This window comes from Aeromonas media (genome assembly GCF_000819985.1).
GTDB classification, from domain to species: Bacteria; Pseudomonadota; Gammaproteobacteria; order Enterobacterales; family Aeromonadaceae; genus Aeromonas; species Aeromonas media.
Window position 1 is genome coordinate 20,526 of record NZ_CDBZ01000119.1, and the last position, 15,656, is coordinate 36,181.

14 protein-coding genes are annotated in these 15,656 nt (G+C 65.4%); 4 read left to right on the forward strand and 10 right to left on the reverse strand.

The annotated features are described in order from the left end of the window. Nucleotides 1-21 precede the first annotated feature (21 nt). The gene (locus BN1127_RS10360) at nucleotides 22-780 is read right to left on the reverse strand and encodes a lipase secretion chaperone (protein ID WP_042649383.1); all 759 of its coding nucleotides are present in this window, start codon (nucleotides 778-780) and stop codon (nucleotides 22-24) included. Next, the gene (locus BN1127_RS10365; protein ID WP_042649384.1) at nucleotides 777-1,688 is read right to left on the reverse strand and encodes a lipase family alpha/beta hydrolase; all 912 of its coding nucleotides are present in this window, start codon (nucleotides 1,686-1,688) and stop codon (nucleotides 777-779) included. The genes BN1127_RS10360 and BN1127_RS10365 overlap by 4 nt, the downstream gene beginning before the upstream one ends. A 278-nt stretch (nucleotides 1,689-1,966) precedes the next feature. On the opposite strand from BN1127_RS10365, the gene BN1127_RS10370 reads away from it, so the two are divergent. Both BN1127_RS10370 and BN1127_RS10375 read left to right on the forward strand, forming a co-directional pair. Further along, complete coding sequence (locus tag BN1127_RS10370) at nucleotides 1,967-2,392, forward strand: hypothetical protein (protein WP_042649412.1); 426 nt, start codon at nucleotides 1,967-1,969, stop codon at nucleotides 2,390-2,392. 23 nt (nucleotides 2,393-2,415) lie between these two features. Continuing rightward, nucleotides 2,416-3,030 carry a superoxide dismutase gene (locus BN1127_RS10375; protein ID WP_042649385.1) on the forward strand — a complete coding sequence of 205 codons (615 nt, stop codon included), beginning with the start codon at nucleotides 2,416-2,418 and terminating at the stop codon, nucleotides 3,028-3,030. A gap of 71 nt (nucleotides 3,031-3,101) precedes the next feature. On the opposite strand, the gene BN1127_RS10380 is transcribed toward BN1127_RS10375, so the two are convergent. From BN1127_RS10380 to BN1127_RS10415, 8 genes are all read right to left on the reverse strand, one after another. After that, nucleotides 3,102-3,971: a SanA/YdcF family protein gene (locus BN1127_RS10380; RefSeq protein WP_082030051.1), complete on the reverse strand. Its 870-nt coding sequence runs from the start codon at nucleotides 3,969-3,971 to the stop codon at nucleotides 3,102-3,104. A 155-nt stretch (nucleotides 3,972-4,126) separates the two neighbouring features. After that, a complete protein-coding gene (locus BN1127_RS10385; protein WP_042649386.1) occupies nucleotides 4,127-6,871 on the reverse strand; it encodes a collagenase in 2,745 nt (914 codons plus the stop codon). A gap of 177 nt (nucleotides 6,872-7,048) precedes the next feature. Then, a complete protein-coding gene (locus BN1127_RS10390) occupies nucleotides 7,049-8,458 on the reverse strand; it encodes an AMP-binding protein (RefSeq protein WP_042649387.1) in 1,410 nt (469 codons plus the stop codon). A 10-nt stretch (nucleotides 8,459-8,468) separates the two neighbouring features. Continuing rightward, nucleotides 8,469-9,398, reverse strand: coding sequence for an o-succinylbenzoate synthase (gene menC / locus BN1127_RS10395; protein ID WP_042649388.1), 930 nt, complete (start codon nucleotides 9,396-9,398; stop codon nucleotides 8,469-8,471). Further along, entirely contained in the window at nucleotides 9,398-10,258 is an 861-nt protein-coding gene (menB, locus tag BN1127_RS10400; RefSeq protein WP_005329409.1) for a 1,4-dihydroxy-2-naphthoyl-CoA synthase, read from the reverse strand. The genes menC and menB overlap by 1 nt, the downstream gene beginning before the upstream one ends. Before the next feature lie 86 nt (nucleotides 10,259-10,344). Next, on the reverse strand, nucleotides 10,345-11,112 hold the full coding sequence (gene menH / locus BN1127_RS10405) for a 2-succinyl-6-hydroxy-2,4-cyclohexadiene-1-carboxylate synthase (protein WP_042649389.1): 768 nt from the start codon (nucleotides 11,110-11,112) through the stop codon (nucleotides 10,345-10,347). Beyond that, nucleotides 11,102-12,835 carry a 2-succinyl-5-enolpyruvyl-6-hydroxy-3-cyclohexene-1-carboxylic-acid synthase gene (menD, locus tag BN1127_RS10410; RefSeq protein WP_042649390.1) on the reverse strand — a complete coding sequence of 578 codons (1,734 nt, stop codon included), beginning with the start codon at nucleotides 12,833-12,835 and terminating at the stop codon, nucleotides 11,102-11,104. Before menD ends, menH begins: the two co-directional genes overlap by 11 nt. A gap of 33 nt (nucleotides 12,836-12,868) precedes the next feature. Beyond that, the gene (locus BN1127_RS10415) at nucleotides 12,869-14,200 is read right to left on the reverse strand and encodes an isochorismate synthase (RefSeq protein WP_042649391.1); all 1,332 of its coding nucleotides are present in this window, start codon (nucleotides 14,198-14,200) and stop codon (nucleotides 12,869-12,871) included. Nucleotides 14,201-14,407: 207 nt separating this feature from the next. On the opposite strand from BN1127_RS10415, the gene BN1127_RS10420 reads away from it, so the two are divergent. Beyond that, on the forward strand, nucleotides 14,408-15,313 hold the full coding sequence (locus tag BN1127_RS10420) for a 1,4-dihydroxy-2-naphthoate polyprenyltransferase (RefSeq protein ID WP_042649392.1): 906 nt from the start codon (nucleotides 14,408-14,410) through the stop codon (nucleotides 15,311-15,313). Between the two features lie 105 nt (nucleotides 15,314-15,418). Then, nucleotides 15,419-15,637: a DUF6500 family protein gene (locus BN1127_RS10425; RefSeq protein WP_005327038.1), complete on the forward strand. Its 219-nt coding sequence runs from the start codon at nucleotides 15,419-15,421 to the stop codon at nucleotides 15,635-15,637. Nucleotides 15,638-15,656: the final 19 nt, after the last annotated feature.

Consider the following 15,656-nt stretch of genomic DNA (forward strand, 5'->3'; position numbering starts at 1 on the left):
GGGCCCATTACGGGCCCCTTCTCATTCGGATGCTGGCTCCCCCAGCCTTATCCGGGTGAGAGCCTCTACCCGCCGCCACTGTCCGGGATCGAACCAGCGCGCCAGGATCGTCCGTTGCTGTTCGGCACGATCCCGGGGGCGCAGTGGCTCGAGTTCCGCCAGATAACCTGCCAACTGCTGCTCGAACCCTTGCTGGCTCTGCGCCAGCTGGCGCAGCCGATCCACCGCCTCCGGTCCCAGTTGCTCCAGCAGCACGGCGTTCCGCTCGGCGGGGGAGATCTGCTCCAGGCGCTGCAGATCGCCGAGCAGGCGGCCATTGGCCTCGGCCTCCCGAAACCACTGGGGCTGCTCCGCCAGCCAGAGAGCGAGCTCCTCACCGAGTGCCTCCCTGTCAGCGTCGTCGGCCTCCGCCAGTGCCTTGCGGCGCAGGGTCCACTGCTCCATCAGCCGATCTTCGGCAAACAGCTGCTCCTGCTCGGCCGGGGTGAAGCTGCGTTGGCGCAGCTGCTCACGCTCGTCAAACAGCAGTTGCAGGCTGGCGAGGCTGGGATCCGTCGGCACCGTCAGGCTGGACTCCGCCGCCAGGAAGCCCTGATAGCGACTCAGCAGCGGGTCCTCTTCGTCTGTCTCGCCTCGCTCCAGGCGCTGGGCCAGCTGGTGGCGCAGGGCTCCCTGCTCGGGGGTGGCATCCAAGGGTGGCTCCGCACTCGGGCAGAGCGCCAGCACTCCAAGCAGCAGGGTCGGGCACAGCAGTGCCAGTATCAGCACGCCCCTGTTCATAGCCCCAATCCCTGCAGGCGGTTGGCGTGCTGGCGGTACAGGGTCACGGGGTCGGTGTCGAACAGGTGATGGATGCCAAACGACTGGTTCACTTCGTCCAGGTGGTTCATCCGGTAGCCGGTGCCGATCACCTTGCCGAGGTGGCTGCTGCAGACCCCGACCAGGCCGTCATTGGGCTCGCGGAAGAAGGTGCCGGTCAGGGCCAGCGCCGGATCCACCGGATCCAGGATGTTGGTCATGTTGCCGCGCCCGCTCCAGGAGAAGTAGTAGACGCCGTTGGCGGCGCGCAGCGGCCCCTCGCCACAATGCTGGCTGGGAAGCCCTTCCGGATAGCGCTGATTGAAACGCTGGGCACCCGAGCTGGTCAGGGCATCGAGGGAGGCGAGGGGATCCTGGGGCAGGTCGCTGCCGCCGGAGAGCAGCGAGATGACCCCGGAGAGCGCCGAGGCGGCGGCCACCGCCAGCTGCTCGGCTGGCGATCCCGGTTCCACCCTGGCGCGTACCAGATCGGCAATTTCCGAACCCTGGTTGACGCCCCCCACGCTGGTGGCGGAGGCGACCAGCTCGGGGGCGACCGAGGCTACATAGCGAATGGTGGGGCCACCGTGGGAGTGACCGATGAGGTTCACCTTCTCCGCCCCTGTGATGGCGAGCACCTGCTGCACCTGCCTGAGCAACTGTTCGCCGCGCAGCTCCGAACTCTGGGTGGCGGAGACCTGCGCCACATAGACGCGGGCGCCATCCCGGGTCAGCGCCTGGGGGATACCGTAGAAGTAATCGACTCCGAGCAGCTTGTCGAAGCCGAACAACCCGTGCACCAGCACTATGGGGTAGCGGGTCTGGGTATAACCGGCCCCCTGGCCCAGCATGGGCAGGGCGCACAACAGCACCAATAGCCATCTTTTCATCTTCACCATCCTTGTGAAAACCGGCTGCGCTCCGGCAGCCTCCGGCCTCATGCCAGTAGCAGCAGCATGGTAGCTGAACTCATATGTATCTGTGGAGGGGATCACTAAACCGGGGATTGCAGAAAAACCCTACCCATATGGGCAAAAATGCCGCGCCAACTATTCCTTGTGTCCGCCCATCAAATAAGTTAAATAATAATTATTATCATTTAAGTGGCTGAGTCATGACGGTAACCTGGGTGAAGGGATGGGTCGGCGCCACCGACGCGGACAACAGCATGGCGCACTGGAAGGTGCAGACCCTGAGTGGCAATCGCCACTTCGATGCGGGGGAGCACGCCAGGGCGCTCGACCATTATCAGCAGGCCCTGTGGCTGGCCCGTCAGCAGTTCGCCTGCTGGCCGGATGCGGACGAAGCCGTGGCCGCCCTGGTGGTGGCCCACCACAACCTGGCGGATCTGCTGGTGGCCATGACGCTGCCGGACAGGGCCGCCGACATGTTGTGCCATGTCCACGACTGCCTGCTCGCCACCAGCCAGTCTCCCGCAAGCCCGGACCCCCTGCGGGCGGCGGCCCTGCGCCATAGCCGCGGCACCCGCACCGAGCTGCTCGCCTTCGTGCAAAAACACGGTCATCACGACGGCATTTTGCGCTGCCTCGGTCAATGTCAGTGCCAGACCGAGCCCGCCCATCGATTGCATTGAGCCCAACAAGAGAGAGAACGAACATGAGCCATACCCTGCCTGCCCTCGCCTATGCCTATGACGCGCTGGAGCCTCACATAGACGCGCTGACCATGGAGATCCACCACAGCCGTCACCACCAGACCTATATCACCAACCTCAATGCCGCCCTGGCCGAGCTCCCCGAGCTGGCGGCCCTGCCGGTGGACGAACTGCTCGCCCGTTTCGACAGCCTGCCGGTGAGCGTGCAGGGGGCGGTGCGCAATCACGGTGGCGGCCATGCCAACCACAGCCTGTTCTGGCAGGTGATGAGCCCCCGAGGCGGCGGTGAACCGGGCGGTGAGTTGGCCGCGGCGATCGAGCGGGACCTGGGCGGGCTGGAGGCCTTCAAACAGGCCTTCACCCAGGCGGCCCTGAGTCGCTTCGGCAGCGGTTGGGCCTGGCTGGTGGTGGACAAGGCGGGCCACCTGCAGGTGGTGAGCAGCGCCAACCAGGACAGTCCCCTGATGGAGGGGCTGGTGCCCGTTCTGGGGCTGGACGTGTGGGAGCACGCCTACTACCTCAAGTACCAGAACAAGCGTCCCGACTACATAGCCGCGTTTTACAAGGTGATCGACTGGGCCGAGGTGGCACGCCGCTACCGGCAGGCGCTGGTCTGAGCCTTTTCCTTTTTTCTTCCCTCATAAAAAAAAGAGACCCGCCATCAGGCGGGTCTCTTGCTTATGTCTGTTCAGGGGGCGGTGGCCGTCGCCGCACTGGTTGCCGTTGCTGCACTGGTTGCCGTTGCCGCGCTGGTTGCCGTTGCCGCACTGGTTGCCTTGTCGAGCGGCTTCTGCACCGGCGCCACTGAGGGAATCGGCAGGCAGGGCTGGCTGGCCCCTATGGTGCTCAGGGGCTGGCAGGGGATGGGACCACCGATGACGATGGGCTCGCCGAGGAACTTGGGCCCCTTGTCCAGCACGTAGAGATCGAGCAACCCCATCAGGCGGGCGAACACCTCGCGCACCCGGGTCTTGATGCCCTGATAGGCGCTGGGATCCAGGGCATTGAAGCCGACCGCCTCGATGCCGAAGTGGCGGGCGATGAAGATGGCGCGCTCGTTGTGGAAGGCCTGGGAGACCACGGTGAAGCGGGCCTGACCGAACACCTCCTTGGCACGGACTATGGAGTCCAGGGTGCGGAAGCCCGCGTAGTCGCTGTAGATGGCGCTGGCGGGAATGCCCGCCTGGATCAGGGCGCGCCGCATCTGGCGTGGTTCGTTGTACTGGACGGTGGCGTTGTCGCCGGAAACCAGGATGTAGTCCACCTTGCCGTTGTTGTAGAGCTCGGCAGCGGCCTTGATGCGGTATTTGAAGTAGTGGTTCGGGCTGCCCCCGATCAGATACTTGGAGGTGCCGAGCACCAGGGCGACCCGATTGTAGGGCACCGCATCGACGTCGTCGTAGGTGTAGTGACGGGCGTCCGACACGGTCCACTCGCTGTAGCCCAGCAGTGCGGCGACGGAGGCCAGCAACAGGCAGAGGCAGGCGAGCAGGATCTTGGCAAACTTCTTCATGCGCGGTGCGGTTCGGATCTGAAGTAAGAGATGACAGGGGGCCATTCTATTACAAGTTGCCGTGGCGCGTCAGGTTTGATGCGCTCCCATGGCGTCACTCGGGCACAGGCTGTCGCAGAGCCCGGCGCGATCTTGAGTCCATCAAGGGGCGCCATAAACAAGGGCGACCATGGCCGCCCTTCCTCATTCATGGCTCACCCTCAATGGGCTGAGTCGTTCGCCTTGCACTCCTCAGACTCCTTGTTGGCTTCCCACCAGGGCAGCAGCTCGCGGCCGAGCCACTGCTGGTAGGCCTCGCTGTCATTGGCGATAAGCGCATCCAGCTCGGCTTCGAAGGCGCTCATCGCCTGCTGCTGATCCGGGTTGCGCAGGGCCTGGGCCATGGCCAGCCAGCTGGCACCGCGACCGGTCTCGCTGAGGAAGCGATGCACCGTATAGGACCAGGAGTAGACCATCTCGCCCCCCTTGTCGTAATCCAGGTGCAGTATGTCGGCCAGGGCTGGTCGCTCGGCCGCCGGGCGACCGGCGACGTTGTCCAGGCCACGGGCGAAGCACTGACCGTGGGCGATGAACTCCGCCAGCCCTTCCGACCACCAGGTGGTGCGATTGAGGGGGTAGTGGCCGAAGCTGCCGTACTGGTTGAAGCGACCATCCAGGTAGTGAACGTACTCGTGGCGCAGGTTCCACACCTGGAAGGCCGGGCGCTTCCACTCTGCCTCATAGGCGAAGAAGCGGGCCTGGTTGCCGGGACGGGCCGGATCCCCCTCGATGTAGATGCCGCCGTTGTCGGTGGAGACGCCACCAAACAGGGCGCTGCCGTAGCGCTTCCAGTCGGCGGAGGAGTCGAAGATCACCAGCTCCAGTGCCTCGTTGAGATCGTCCGCCACCGGCTGCCAGCTTGTTTCCATCTGCTGATGGAACTGCTCTTCCTCGGCACCCAGCTCGCGGCAGATGCCGTCGGCCTGATCCTGGCTCAGCTCCTGGGCCCGCAGACGCAGGGTCGGCGAGCAGGTGTGCTCGAACGGCAGCACATCCTCCAGTCTGATCGGGGTGCAGAGTCCGGCAAAGTCACCGCTGATGCAGGCCTCGCTGGTGCGATCCGTGTAGGTCAGGTAGTAGGTGGAGAGGGTCAGTGACATCTCTTCCAGCAGATCCTGGCTCTGCTGGCCACCCGGGATCAGGCCGTGATGACGGATGAGCTCGATGACTGAGCCATCCAGCAGGGTGCGATAGCCTTCGCTCTCGTCCGGACGGGTATAGCGGGTGACCCGATAGAGGCGGGTGTAGGCATCCAGCACGTTGTTGAGCAGGAACAGATCCTTGCCATCCCGTCCTTGCCACAGCGACAGCTCGCTCATGCCGAGGGCGTGCAGCTGTTTGCGCAGCTCGCCATCCTGCTGGCGGAAGTCGGCGGCGAAGGCGTCGCTATGGTCGCTGGCGAAGTCGAGGAAGTTGAGCAGATCGAACAGACCGGTGGCCCAGGCATGCTGACCGTTGATCTCGCTGGCATGCTGTGTGCTGTAGGCCAGCATCTGGTTGAGCTGGCCGAGCAGGGTGCCAAACCGGCTCTGCACCGCCGGGCTCTTGAACTGGCCATGCAGGGCTATGCTCCAGGCGCCCATGACGGCTCCCACCTCATCGCTGGCCTGCTCCGGGTAGAGCAGCGGATGGGCGCCGAGCGCGGTCAGCGCCTCGGCCAGTGCCTCGGCGGCGGCCGGGCCGTCTTCCTTGTGTTTGCCATGGTTGTGATAGTTGTGGGCGCGCACGTATTCCAGCAGCAGCTTCATGGCCGGATGGGCGGGCTGATTGGCCGCCAGCAGGCTCTGGATACCACGGGATACGGCCAGCAGCTTGGTGTCATCGTGGCCATAGTTCTCCTGCCAGACGGGAGCGGGCTGGCCGCTGGCATCCTGCACTATCCTGGCGGCGTCGGCATCTAGCAGATCCGTGCCCGGTTGTTCCGGCTCGGAGCAGGCGCGACCATCGGCGCGGCGGCAGTCGAGCTGCTCCTCCTTGCTGGCCAGCACGATGGGGCGATTGAGCACCCGACTCTCCTGCCACTCGTCGGTTTCCGGCAGTGTCTGCCATTCGCTGCCACCGACCGGGTATTGATAGCCGGTGTCTTTCAGTACTACCTGTACCTCGCTGCCGGCGGGCAGGGTCTGGCGGCAAACCCGGTAGCTGATGGTCTTGTCCCCTTCCTGGCGGGTCTGGGGCTCATCGCACTCCTGCTGTGTCTTGGTCTCGTCCAGCTGCCAGCTGTACTGGCGCCAGACGTGCAGCTCGCTCACCTGACGGGCGGCCTGGCTGCCTGCGATGGGTTGCAGGCGGAAGAAGATCTGCTCGAGCTTGCCATCCCGTTCGTTGGGGGTCTCTTCCAGCACCTTCAACTGCTGCCAGTCTCGGGGCTGGTACTGCCATGCCTGATCGGCACAGCGACCTTCGGCGTTGAGCTCGCAGCGATCCAGCTCCTGCTCGCTGTGACCCAGGATGACCCGCTCCGCCAGCGGCAGACGATCCTGACGCGGTGCGGTCGGGGTGCCTGCCAGTGGCTCCCAGCGGCCCTGCTTCATGCCGTAGCCAAAGTCATAGCTGCTGGCCGGGACGGCCTTGCCGGCCGGCACCACCTCTTCACAGCTGAGGTAGCGGATCTGCCAGCCCTGCTCGATCTTGAGTTGCGGTTCACCACACTGCCGCTCTGCCAGGGCCGCCAGGTTGGCCTCGCGCCAGTCGAAGCGGCGATACACCCTCAGCTGCTGATAGGGGGCGTCGGTGCTGCGGGCGCTCAGCTCGTAGGTCACTTCGGTGAGACGATCCCCCAGCTGACGGCTGGCTTCGCCCATGAGTTGATACTGTTGCCAGTCGGGGGAGTAGCTGGCCAGCGCCGAGGTGGCGAGCAGGCCGGGGGCTGCCAGGAGCAGCAGCCGGGTAGAGAGGTGATTCATCATGATCCCTTTGGTGGATGGAGTGACGTGGGGACCAGACAGGGTATTGGGCTCCAAAAGAATATCAACGCGCCAGATGGCGCCGAGGAACCATGTATTCGGGAGGAAACAACATAAAAACAGCCCCAAAAGGGACTGTGTTGATAGCAAGGACTCAGCCCCATATGGGGGGCTACGTCACTCCTCTTGCCGCAGGGTACGGGCGAGCAGGGTGCGGGAGGGTTTCAGGCTGCCAGTCAGATCAGGCCAGGGCAGCCAGCGATCCGGCACCATAAAGCCGGGCAGTGTTGCTCTGATCCAGGCGGCCAGCTCGGCGTGGGGAACAGGTTCTCCGTGCCAGTCGATAAAGGCTGCGGGTCGCTGCCCCCACTGTGCGCTGGGGATGGGCACCACCAGGGCCTGGGCCACGGCGGGGTGATCCACAAGGCGCTGCTCTATGGTCTCGGGCTGGATGTTTTCCCCTCCCGAGATGAAGAGGTTGTCGAGCCGCCCCTCCACCACCAGCTCGCCGTCCGGGGTGAAGTGACCCTTGTCCCGGGTGTGGAACCAGCCCTCCTCATCCAGCGGCAGCACCAGCGCTCCGGCCTGGAAATAGCCGGCAAACAGGGTATCGCCGCGCACGCAGATCTCCCCCTGCCGTATGCAGACCTCCCGCCCGGGCAGGGGCTTGCCCACTACCCCGGCACCGGCAGGCTGGCCGGTGCAGACCTGGCTGGCCATCTCGGAGAGGCCATAGCTCGACTTGGGGGTGAACCCCAGGGCCTTGAGCTGGTTGACCAGGGGCTCAGGGATGGCGGCGCCGCCGAGCAGCAGCTCGCGCAAGCGGGTGCGAGCGGGGTCGAAGCCTTGCGCCAGCAGGCGCCAGAGCTGGGTCGGCACCAGCGAGAGATGCGTGATGGGCTGGCGCTCGAGCCGCTCCTTGAGGGGCTGGGTGCGATCGTCCAGCACCAGGCTGGCCCCCGCCAGGAAGACCCGGAACAGGATGGCGTAGCCACCCACGTGGAACAGCGGCAGGGAGAGCAGCCAGCCGCAGTCGCCATCGAGGGGGATCAGGGTGGTCGAGCCCCGGGCCGAGGCGAGGTGGTTGGCGAGGCGGTGCACCACGGCCTTGGGGCTGCCGCTGGATCCCGAGGTGAGGATCATGTTGCTCGGCCGGTTGGGATCCAGCCACAGAGGCTCGGGGGTGGGCTCCCCCTCGGCCTCGAACTCCAGTTGCAGCCGCCGCCAGGGGCCGGGTGGCATCTCTCCCGCCGACCAGCAGGCGACCACCTCGAGTTGTCGCGCCAGCTCGGCCTGTCTGACGAGGGGGAAGGCGGGATTGAGCGGGCAGAAGACGAGGCCGCTGCGCACGCAGGCCCAGGCCAGCAGCACATCCTCCAGGGCGCCGCGCACCACGGCGGTGAGGCGATCACCCGGCTTCAATCCTGCCTGTGCCAGTTGTCGGCACAGGCCGTTTAGCCGAGTATCCAGCTGCCGGTAGGTGAGAGAGATGTGGCCGTGGATGGCGATGCGCCCGGGGGCCGCCTGTGCCCAGTGGCGCACCGGGCAGGCTGCCAGTGAGGCATCAGCTGCACAGGCGGGCGGCATGGGGGCTCCTTCAGTCACGGTGAAACAGAGGTTCCATCAGACTTGGGTCGGGTTGACCCTGTTTGTCCAGCAGATCCCTTGCCAGCCAGCGTCGGGTGTCCAGCCCGGGGGCCTGATCCGGCGCCCACTCCCCCGCGAGGCGGGCGAGCTGACCGAGGCCGATACCGGACTCGAAACAGGAGGAGACGATCACCTTCAGCTTAAGCTCGCGGGCACGGGCCACCAGGGCCTCGCTGTTGGCCAGGGAGCCGAGTAGGGTCGGCTTGAGCACCAGGGCGCGCAGTTGCGGGATGGGTTCCCAGGGCTTGCCCTGGGCCAGCAGTTCGTCCAGCGCCACCGGCATGCCGGTGCGGCTGGCGACGAAGGCGATGTCCTCGAAGTCGGCGCACAGATCTTCCAGGTATTCGATGCGGTTCGGATCCAGGTGGCCGCAGAAGGCCCAGGCCTCCTCGCGGGTCCAGCCCTGGTTCGCATCCAGGACCAGCTTGAGATTGGGGCGTCTGTCGAGCAGCAGGCGGATCAGCGCCAGCTCGTCCCGCATGGGGTAGCGAGCCACCTTCAGCTTGGCCTTGAGGGGTGTCTCGTGCAGCCACTGCTTCCAGTTCTTGAGCAGTTCCTGAGGGGAGCCCTGAATGAGGGGATAGGGGTCGGGCAGTGCCGCCGTTTGTTCCGGCCAGACCCGCCGCGCACAGTCCAGACCAAATTGAACCGAGGGCAGCCGGGGGGTCATGGTCTGCCCCCGGGCCAGTTGCGCCAGGCAGGCGAGGCTCTCGGTTTGCGCCTCGGCCAGGCTCTCCCTGGAGAAGCCGGGCAGGGGGGCTATCTCCCCCCAGCCATCGCCAATGCGCACCAACAGGCCCTCTCGCGCCACCTCCACCTTGCCGTGAAAGGTCAGGGGCTGGGTAAAGGGCAGTTGGTAGCGATAGAGGGCGAGTGTCATCAGGGATTCCGTTTGTATTTGGAGAAGTCGGGACGGCGTTTCTCGTTGAACGCGTTACGCCCTTCCTGACCCTCTTCGGTCATGTAGAACAGCATGGTGGCATTGCCCGCCAGCTCCTGCAAGCCTGCCTGGCCGTCGCAGTCGGCGTTCAGTGCGGCCTTCAGACAACGCAGCGCCATGGGGCTGTTTTGCAGCATCTCGCGGCACCAGCGCACGGTTTCCCGCTCAAGCTCGGCCAGGGGGACGACGGTGTTGACCAGCCCCATGTCGAGCGCTTGTTGGGCATCGTACATGCGGCACAGGAACCAGATCTCGCGGGCCTTCTTCTGACCGACGATGCGGGCCATGTAGGAGGCGCCCCAGCCGCCGTCGAAGGAGCCGACTTTCGGACCTGTCTGGCCGAACTGGGCGTTGTCGGCGGCGATGGTCAGGTCGCACATCATGTGCAGCACGTGGCCGCCCCCGACTGCATACCCGGCCACCATGGCGACCACGGGTTTCGGGCAGGTGCGGATGTCGCGCTGGAAGTCGAGCACGTTGAGGTGGTGAGTGCCCTCGTCGTCACGGTATCCACCGTAGTCGCCGCGGATCTTCTGGTCGCCACCGGCGCAGAAGGCCTTCTCGCCAAAACCGGTGAGGATGATGGTACCGATATGATCGTCATAACGGGCATCGGCCAGGGCCTGCAGCATCTCTTTCACGGTGCGGGGGCGGAAGGCGTTGCGCACCTGGGGACGGTTGATGGTGATCTTGGCAATGCCATCCAGGGACTTGTGATAGAGGATGTCCTCGTAACCGGCGGAGCAATCCTGCCACTCAATGGGAGCGTACAGTTCCGCTTCCGTCATTGCCTCAATCATGGTGTTTTCCTTCTGGTGTGGTAGCAGTCAGCCGGGCAATCCTGTCAGGGGCGACGGTTGCATGGGGTTGCGCATCCGTCATTGCGTCAGTCATGACTCTTCTCTTCTGGTTGGTTGACCCACTCCCGCAGGAGCCGGGCAAAGGTGTCGGGCTGGCTGGCGTGCAGGTTGTGCCCGCCATCCAAAGCCAAGTGATTGATATTGCAGCCTTGCTTGACCAGCTGGCAAGCCAGGCGATGGAATTTGTGATCCCGGCTGCCGGAGATCCAGCGCACCGGCAATCGGGTATGGCTCAGCCAGGGGACGAGATCCGGCTGTTTGCCAAGGGAGGTGGCGCGCAGCATGGTCGCGATGGCAGGGCCCTCGTTGCCCAGGCGGCGGGCTGCCTGGCGGGCACGGGCGGTCTCGTCCAGATCGGCGAACACCCCCTGCCGGTACCAGTCCGCCAGTATCAGGGGCAGGGGTTCCTGCTCGAAGCGTCGGGCCCAGCCCTCATCGTGGGCGAGTCGGGCGGCCCGCTCGGCCTCCGGCAGGCCCGGATGGCAGTTCTCCAGCAAGAGCGCCTGCAACCCGGCGGGGGACTGGCTGGCATGATAGAGGGCGAGCCGCCCCCCCAGGGAATAGCCTGCCAGCCGGTAGTGCTCGATGCCGCGTGCGGCCAGCTCGTCACAGAGCCACTCATGGGCCTGCTCGAAGCCGGTCACCCGCCGCGCCTTGCTGCGGCCGTGGCCCGGCAGATCCAGCGCGTGGCATTCGATCTCCGGCAGGGCTGCGATCACCGGCCGCCAGTCGTCGGCGTCGCCGAGCAGGCCGTGCAGCAGCACCAGCGTCGGCTGGTCGGCACTAGCTGCCACGGATTACGCTTCCCAGTGCCTTGAGATCCTCGGCTACCTCGTTGCTCGGCACCTTGATTTCAATCAGGGTTGCCCCGGTTTTCAGCGCGGTGGCGTAGTCCCGCTCAAATTCGTCGAGGGTGGTCGGTGCCCGATAGTTCAGGCCGAACATGGCGGCGGCGTGCTCGAAGTGCAGGCCGTGGGGCAGGCAGTAGTAGGTCTCCAGCAGCGAGTCCCTGGTCGGTACCGGCAGCATGCGGAAGATGCTGCCGCCGTCGTTGTTGAGCAGGATTATCACCAACGGCCGGCTCCCCTTGCCGAGCAGGGCCAGGCTGTTGAGATCGTGCAGAGCGCTGAGATCGCCGAGCAGCAGGGTGGTCGGCTCATCCCTCGACAGGGAGAAACCGAAGGCCGTGGCGATCAGGCCGTCGATGCCGGAGGCGCCGCGGTTGGTCATCACCCTGCTGGGGCCCGTACCGGTTTCGCCAAGCATGTCCATCAGCCGGGCCGGCATGCTGTTGCCGACAAACAGCTGGCCCTGGATGAGCCGGTTCAGCCGATGGCAGACCCCGAGTTCGGAGAAGCGATCGCAGGCGCTGCGCACCTGCTGGCTGATGCCCTGCTGGCGTTCCGCCAGCCGGTGCCAGGGCAGATGGCGATGGTTCACCGGGTGAGCCGTGGCAAAGGCTCTGGGTGTACACACCAGCCGGCGACGCAGCCGGTAGTCCGGATCCAGCCTGGCCGGTTGCGGGTCTACCAGCCAGTAATCCTGCCAGGGGTGCTGCTTGATGAACTGCCCGAGCCGCTTGGAGATGAGGCGGGCACCGAACTGCAACAACACCTCGGCCCGGGCCAGCTCGGTCACGAAGCCGCTGTTTTGCAGGGCGAGATCCATGTGGATGAGATTGCGGCTGTCGAAGCGGATCTGGCTCTGCAAGTCCGCCAGCAACGGCCAGCCGAGGCGCTCGGCCAGCTGGACCACCCTCTGCGCCTCGACCGGATCCTGAATGCGGCCGGCGATGATGACGCCGCGTTTGCCCTGCAGCTCGTCCCAGTCGGGCTGGTGTGGGCAGTGCTGCTCGCCCTGCAGCCAGGGGCTCCAGGGCTCGCATGAATGCAGCCAGTCACCGAGCGGTGCCAGGTAGTCGGAAAAGTCCAGGTACGCCTCGCCGGGATAGAGGGGCTCGGGATACATGCAGTTGAAGTGCACCGGCCCGGGGGTCAGTGCCTGCTTGGCCAGCGCCTGATCCACTGAGCTCAGCACGAAGGCGGCCGGAATACTGGGGGTGGGGCTCGGCAGATTCTGCTGATGGACGGGGTAGCGCCCGAAGATCCCCTGCTGATCGATGGCCTGGTTGGCGCCGTTGTCGATGAGTTCGGGGGGCCTGTCGGCGGAGAGGATGATGAGCGGCACACCGGTCAGCTGTGCTTCGGCCACGGCTGGCCAGAGGTTCGCCACCGCGGTGCCCGAGGTCATGATCACCGCCACCGGTCGACCGCTTCCCTTGGCCAGCCCCAGCGCCATGAAGCCGAGGCCGCGCTCGTCGAAATGGAGATGACGGCGAAAGCCGGGGTGGGCGGCGGCAGCCATGGTGAGCGGGGCCGAGCGGGAGCCGGAGGCCAGCGCTATGTCGCGCACGCCGAGGCGATGGAGCTCTTCCAGCAGGAGGGAAGACCAGACGTGATTGAAGGTGGCATGCTGGCTGGCAAACGCTCGGTGCTCAGGCAATTGGCTGGCGGGCATAAGGCTCTCGCGGTGAGGGGTCGATGAAAAACGCTATCCCAACAGGGAGAGCACGTTGGCGATCTTGTTGTCGAGTTCGGCCCATTCGGCGGCGGGCTCCGAGCCTGCCACTATGCCGGCGCCGGCAAACAGGCTGATGCCCTGCGCCGTGATGCGGGCGCTGCGGATGGCGACCGAGAACTCCGAGGTCTCCCGGCTCAGCATGCCGCAGGCGCCAGCGTACCAGCCGCGATCATAGGGTTCGCTCTCGCGGATAAAGGCGAGCGCCGCCTCGCGGGGGGCACCGCCCACCGCCGGGGTCGGGTGCAGGGCGGCCAGCAGTTGCCAGTCGCACACGCCGGGTTTGAGCTCGGCCTCGATGTCGCACTTGAGGTGCTGCAGCAGCCGCAGTTTCAGAATGCGCGGCTCGGTCAGGGTGGCGTCCGTGGTGAGCGGCGCCAGTCGGCTGAGGATGTCGGCGTGTACCAGCCGGTTTTCCAGCCGGTTCTTGCTGTCTGCCAGCAGCTCGGCGGCCAGGGCCGCGTCGGTCGCCTCGTCCCCGGAACGGCGAATGGTGCCCGCCAGTGCCTCGGTGAAGAGGTGGCACTGCTCCCGGCGATAGAGGCGCTCGGGGGAGCAGGCGATGAAGCTCTGCTCGGGGGAGAACTGGAAGCCGAAGTGGAAGCACTCCTGGGCGTGACGGGCCCACTGGGTCAGCAGGGACCAGGGGCAGAGGGGGGGAATGCTCTCCTCGCTTTCGAGCAGGCTCTCCCGCGACAGCACCACCTTGGGGGTGTGGGCCTGAAAGGCGGGGTCCGTCACCCGCTCTACCAGGCGTTGCCACTGGTCCGGGCCCGGGACATCCCGGCGCTGCCACGACCGTTTTTGCAGTGAGGGCAGGGGTGCTTCCGGTTGCAGGGCGTCGAGGGCAGCCTCGGCCGCCTGCAGCTCGGCATCGAACTCGTGCACCTTATCCTGGGCGGGCAACCAGAGATTGAGGCAGAGACTGATGCACTCCCCACGGCGTACCAGCTCGATACGGGGCAGCACGAAGCGGCAGGGGCCGAACCCCTGCCAGCCGGGCTGTGCCGGATCGAACGCCAGGCCGCCGTAGTAGCGGGGGCTGTCTTCACTGCTCGTATTGGCGAGATCGCAGACTCGCTGGATATCCTCTGGCCGGGTCAGCTCGTGGATGGCACCGAGCGCCACATACTCCGGGCTCTTGGGGCCACGGGCCTGCCAATAGATGCGGGGGTAGAGGGTCTGCGCCGCCAGCCAGCCCGGGAAGAGGTCGACGTTGGCCGCCACGCGCAGCCGCACGAAGCCGCTGACAGTGCTGTGACGCAGGGCGTCCAGTTGTTGCTTGAGATGGGTCTGAGCCAACATGGATGTCTTGTCTGAGCCGGATAGTCGCAATCGCTCCGGGGGAGGATGGCGCAGGTTGATGCCAAAGGGCGATGATTTCCTATATATTATCTGCCCATTCTTCCATGTAAATCGCCCGGGGAGCTACCTCCCTAGGGGCCAAGTATACCGAAATCCGGTTCGATAACCCTTAACACGATCAATATCTGATTGTTTGGCCATCACAATATGACAAATACCTTCTCTGTTTGGTTGCTGGCGGCGCGTTTGCGAACACTGCCTCTGGCGTGCTCCTCCATTTTGCTGGGCTCGGGGCTCGCAGCCAGCCGGGGGGCCTTCGACGGCGCCATCATGGGTCTCTCCCTGTTGACCGCCATCCTGCTGCAGATCCTCTCCAACCTGGCCAATGACTATGGTGATGCGGTCTCCGGTGCCGACAACGGGGAGCGGATCGGGCCCCAGCGCGCCGTGGTCTCCGGCCTCATCACTCGCCACCAGATGTGCGTGGCCATGGGATTGACCGCGCTGGCGGCCGTGGTGAGCGGGCTCTCCCTGCTGGTCTGCGCCTTCGGGGAGGCCTGGCAGCAGATCCTGACGTTCATCCTGCTGGGGGGCGCGGCCATCGTCGCGGCCATCACCTACACGGTGGGCAAGACTCCTTATGGCTATCGGGGGTTCGGGGACATCTCGGTATTCCTGTTCTTCGGCCTGCTGGGGGTGCTCGGCTCCTACTACCTGTTCACCCATAACCTGGAGTGGGACCTGTTGCTGCCTGCCACCGCCTGCGGCCTGCTGGCGACCGCTGTGCTCAACATCAACAACGTGCGGGACATCGAGACGGACGCCGCCAGCGGCAAGATCACCCTGGCGGTGCGGCTTGGCCGCCACCGCGCCATCGCCTATCACTGGGGGCTGCTGGGGGCGGCGCTGCTGGCCACCATCGCCTTCCTGCTGACTCAGCCCGCGAGCGTCTGGCCCTGGATCTTCCTGCCCGCCATGAAGCCGCTCACCGATGCCGCCCGTACCCTGCGGGAGAGCCTCGATGGTGAGGTGTTGACCGGCGCCCTCAAGAAGACAGCCATCAGCGCCTTCCTGTTCAGCCTGCTGCTCTCAGCGGGGCTGGCCCTCTCCTGACCCAGTGGCATGCTATCGATCATGCAAAGGGCTCCTGAATGGGAGCCCTTTTTGCAGGCTGAGGTATGCTGTCCGCCATTTCACTCATCAGGCAGGAACGTCACCATGCGCGACTCGCTCAAGCAGAAAATCATCCAGGTCTGCCACCAGAAAATTGCCCGGAAGGGGGAGGGGGTGGGTGTCTCCTTCTATGCCTTTTTCGCCAACAGGAACGACGACCCCGAGCTGTTGATGGAGGCGGCGACCTGGTGGATCCAGACCCACAGACTCGACCACTTCGAGAAGGCACGGAAGATCATCGCACTGGTCGAGGCGATGAGATAGGGCGGCAAACAACCAGAAG

Coding starts and splice junctions, on each gene's coding strand:
- menB (WP_005329409.1), bottom strand. CDS start 10,258: ATGATTGAGGCAATGACGGAAGCGGAACTGTACGCTCCCATTGAGTGG.
- menD (WP_042649390.1), bottom strand. CDS start 12,835: ATGCCCGCCAGCCAATTGCCTGAGCACCGAGCGTTTGCCAGCCAGCAT.
- BN1127_RS10380 (WP_082030051.1), bottom strand. CDS start 3,971: ATGGCCCCCTGTCATCTCTTACTTCAGATCCGAACCGCACCGCGCATG.
- BN1127_RS10365 (WP_042649384.1), bottom strand. CDS start 1,688: ATGAAAAGATGGCTATTGGTGCTGTTGTGCGCCCTGCCCATGCTGGGC.
- BN1127_RS10420 (WP_042649392.1), top strand. CDS start 14,408: ATGACAAATACCTTCTCTGTTTGGTTGCTGGCGGCGCGTTTGCGAACA.
- menC (WP_042649388.1), bottom strand. CDS start 9,398: ATGACACTCGCCCTCTATCGCTACCAACTGCCCTTTACCCAGCCCCTG.
- BN1127_RS10360 (WP_042649383.1), bottom strand. CDS start 780: ATGAACAGGGGCGTGCTGATACTGGCACTGCTGTGCCCGACCCTGCTG.
- BN1127_RS10385 (WP_042649386.1), bottom strand. CDS start 6,871: ATGAATCACCTCTCTACCCGGCTGCTGCTCCTGGCAGCCCCCGGCCTG.
- BN1127_RS10415 (WP_042649391.1), bottom strand. CDS start 14,200: ATGTTGGCTCAGACCCATCTCAAGCAACAACTGGACGCCCTGCGTCAC.
- BN1127_RS10370 (WP_042649412.1), top strand. CDS start 1,967: ATGGCGCACTGGAAGGTGCAGACCCTGAGTGGCAATCGCCACTTCGAT.
- BN1127_RS10390 (WP_042649387.1), bottom strand. CDS start 8,458: ATGCCGCCCGCCTGTGCAGCTGATGCCTCACTGGCAGCCTGCCCGGTG.
- BN1127_RS10425 (WP_005327038.1), top strand. CDS start 15,419: ATGCGCGACTCGCTCAAGCAGAAAATCATCCAGGTCTGCCACCAGAAA.
- BN1127_RS10375 (WP_042649385.1), top strand. CDS start 2,416: ATGAGCCATACCCTGCCTGCCCTCGCCTATGCCTATGACGCGCTGGAG.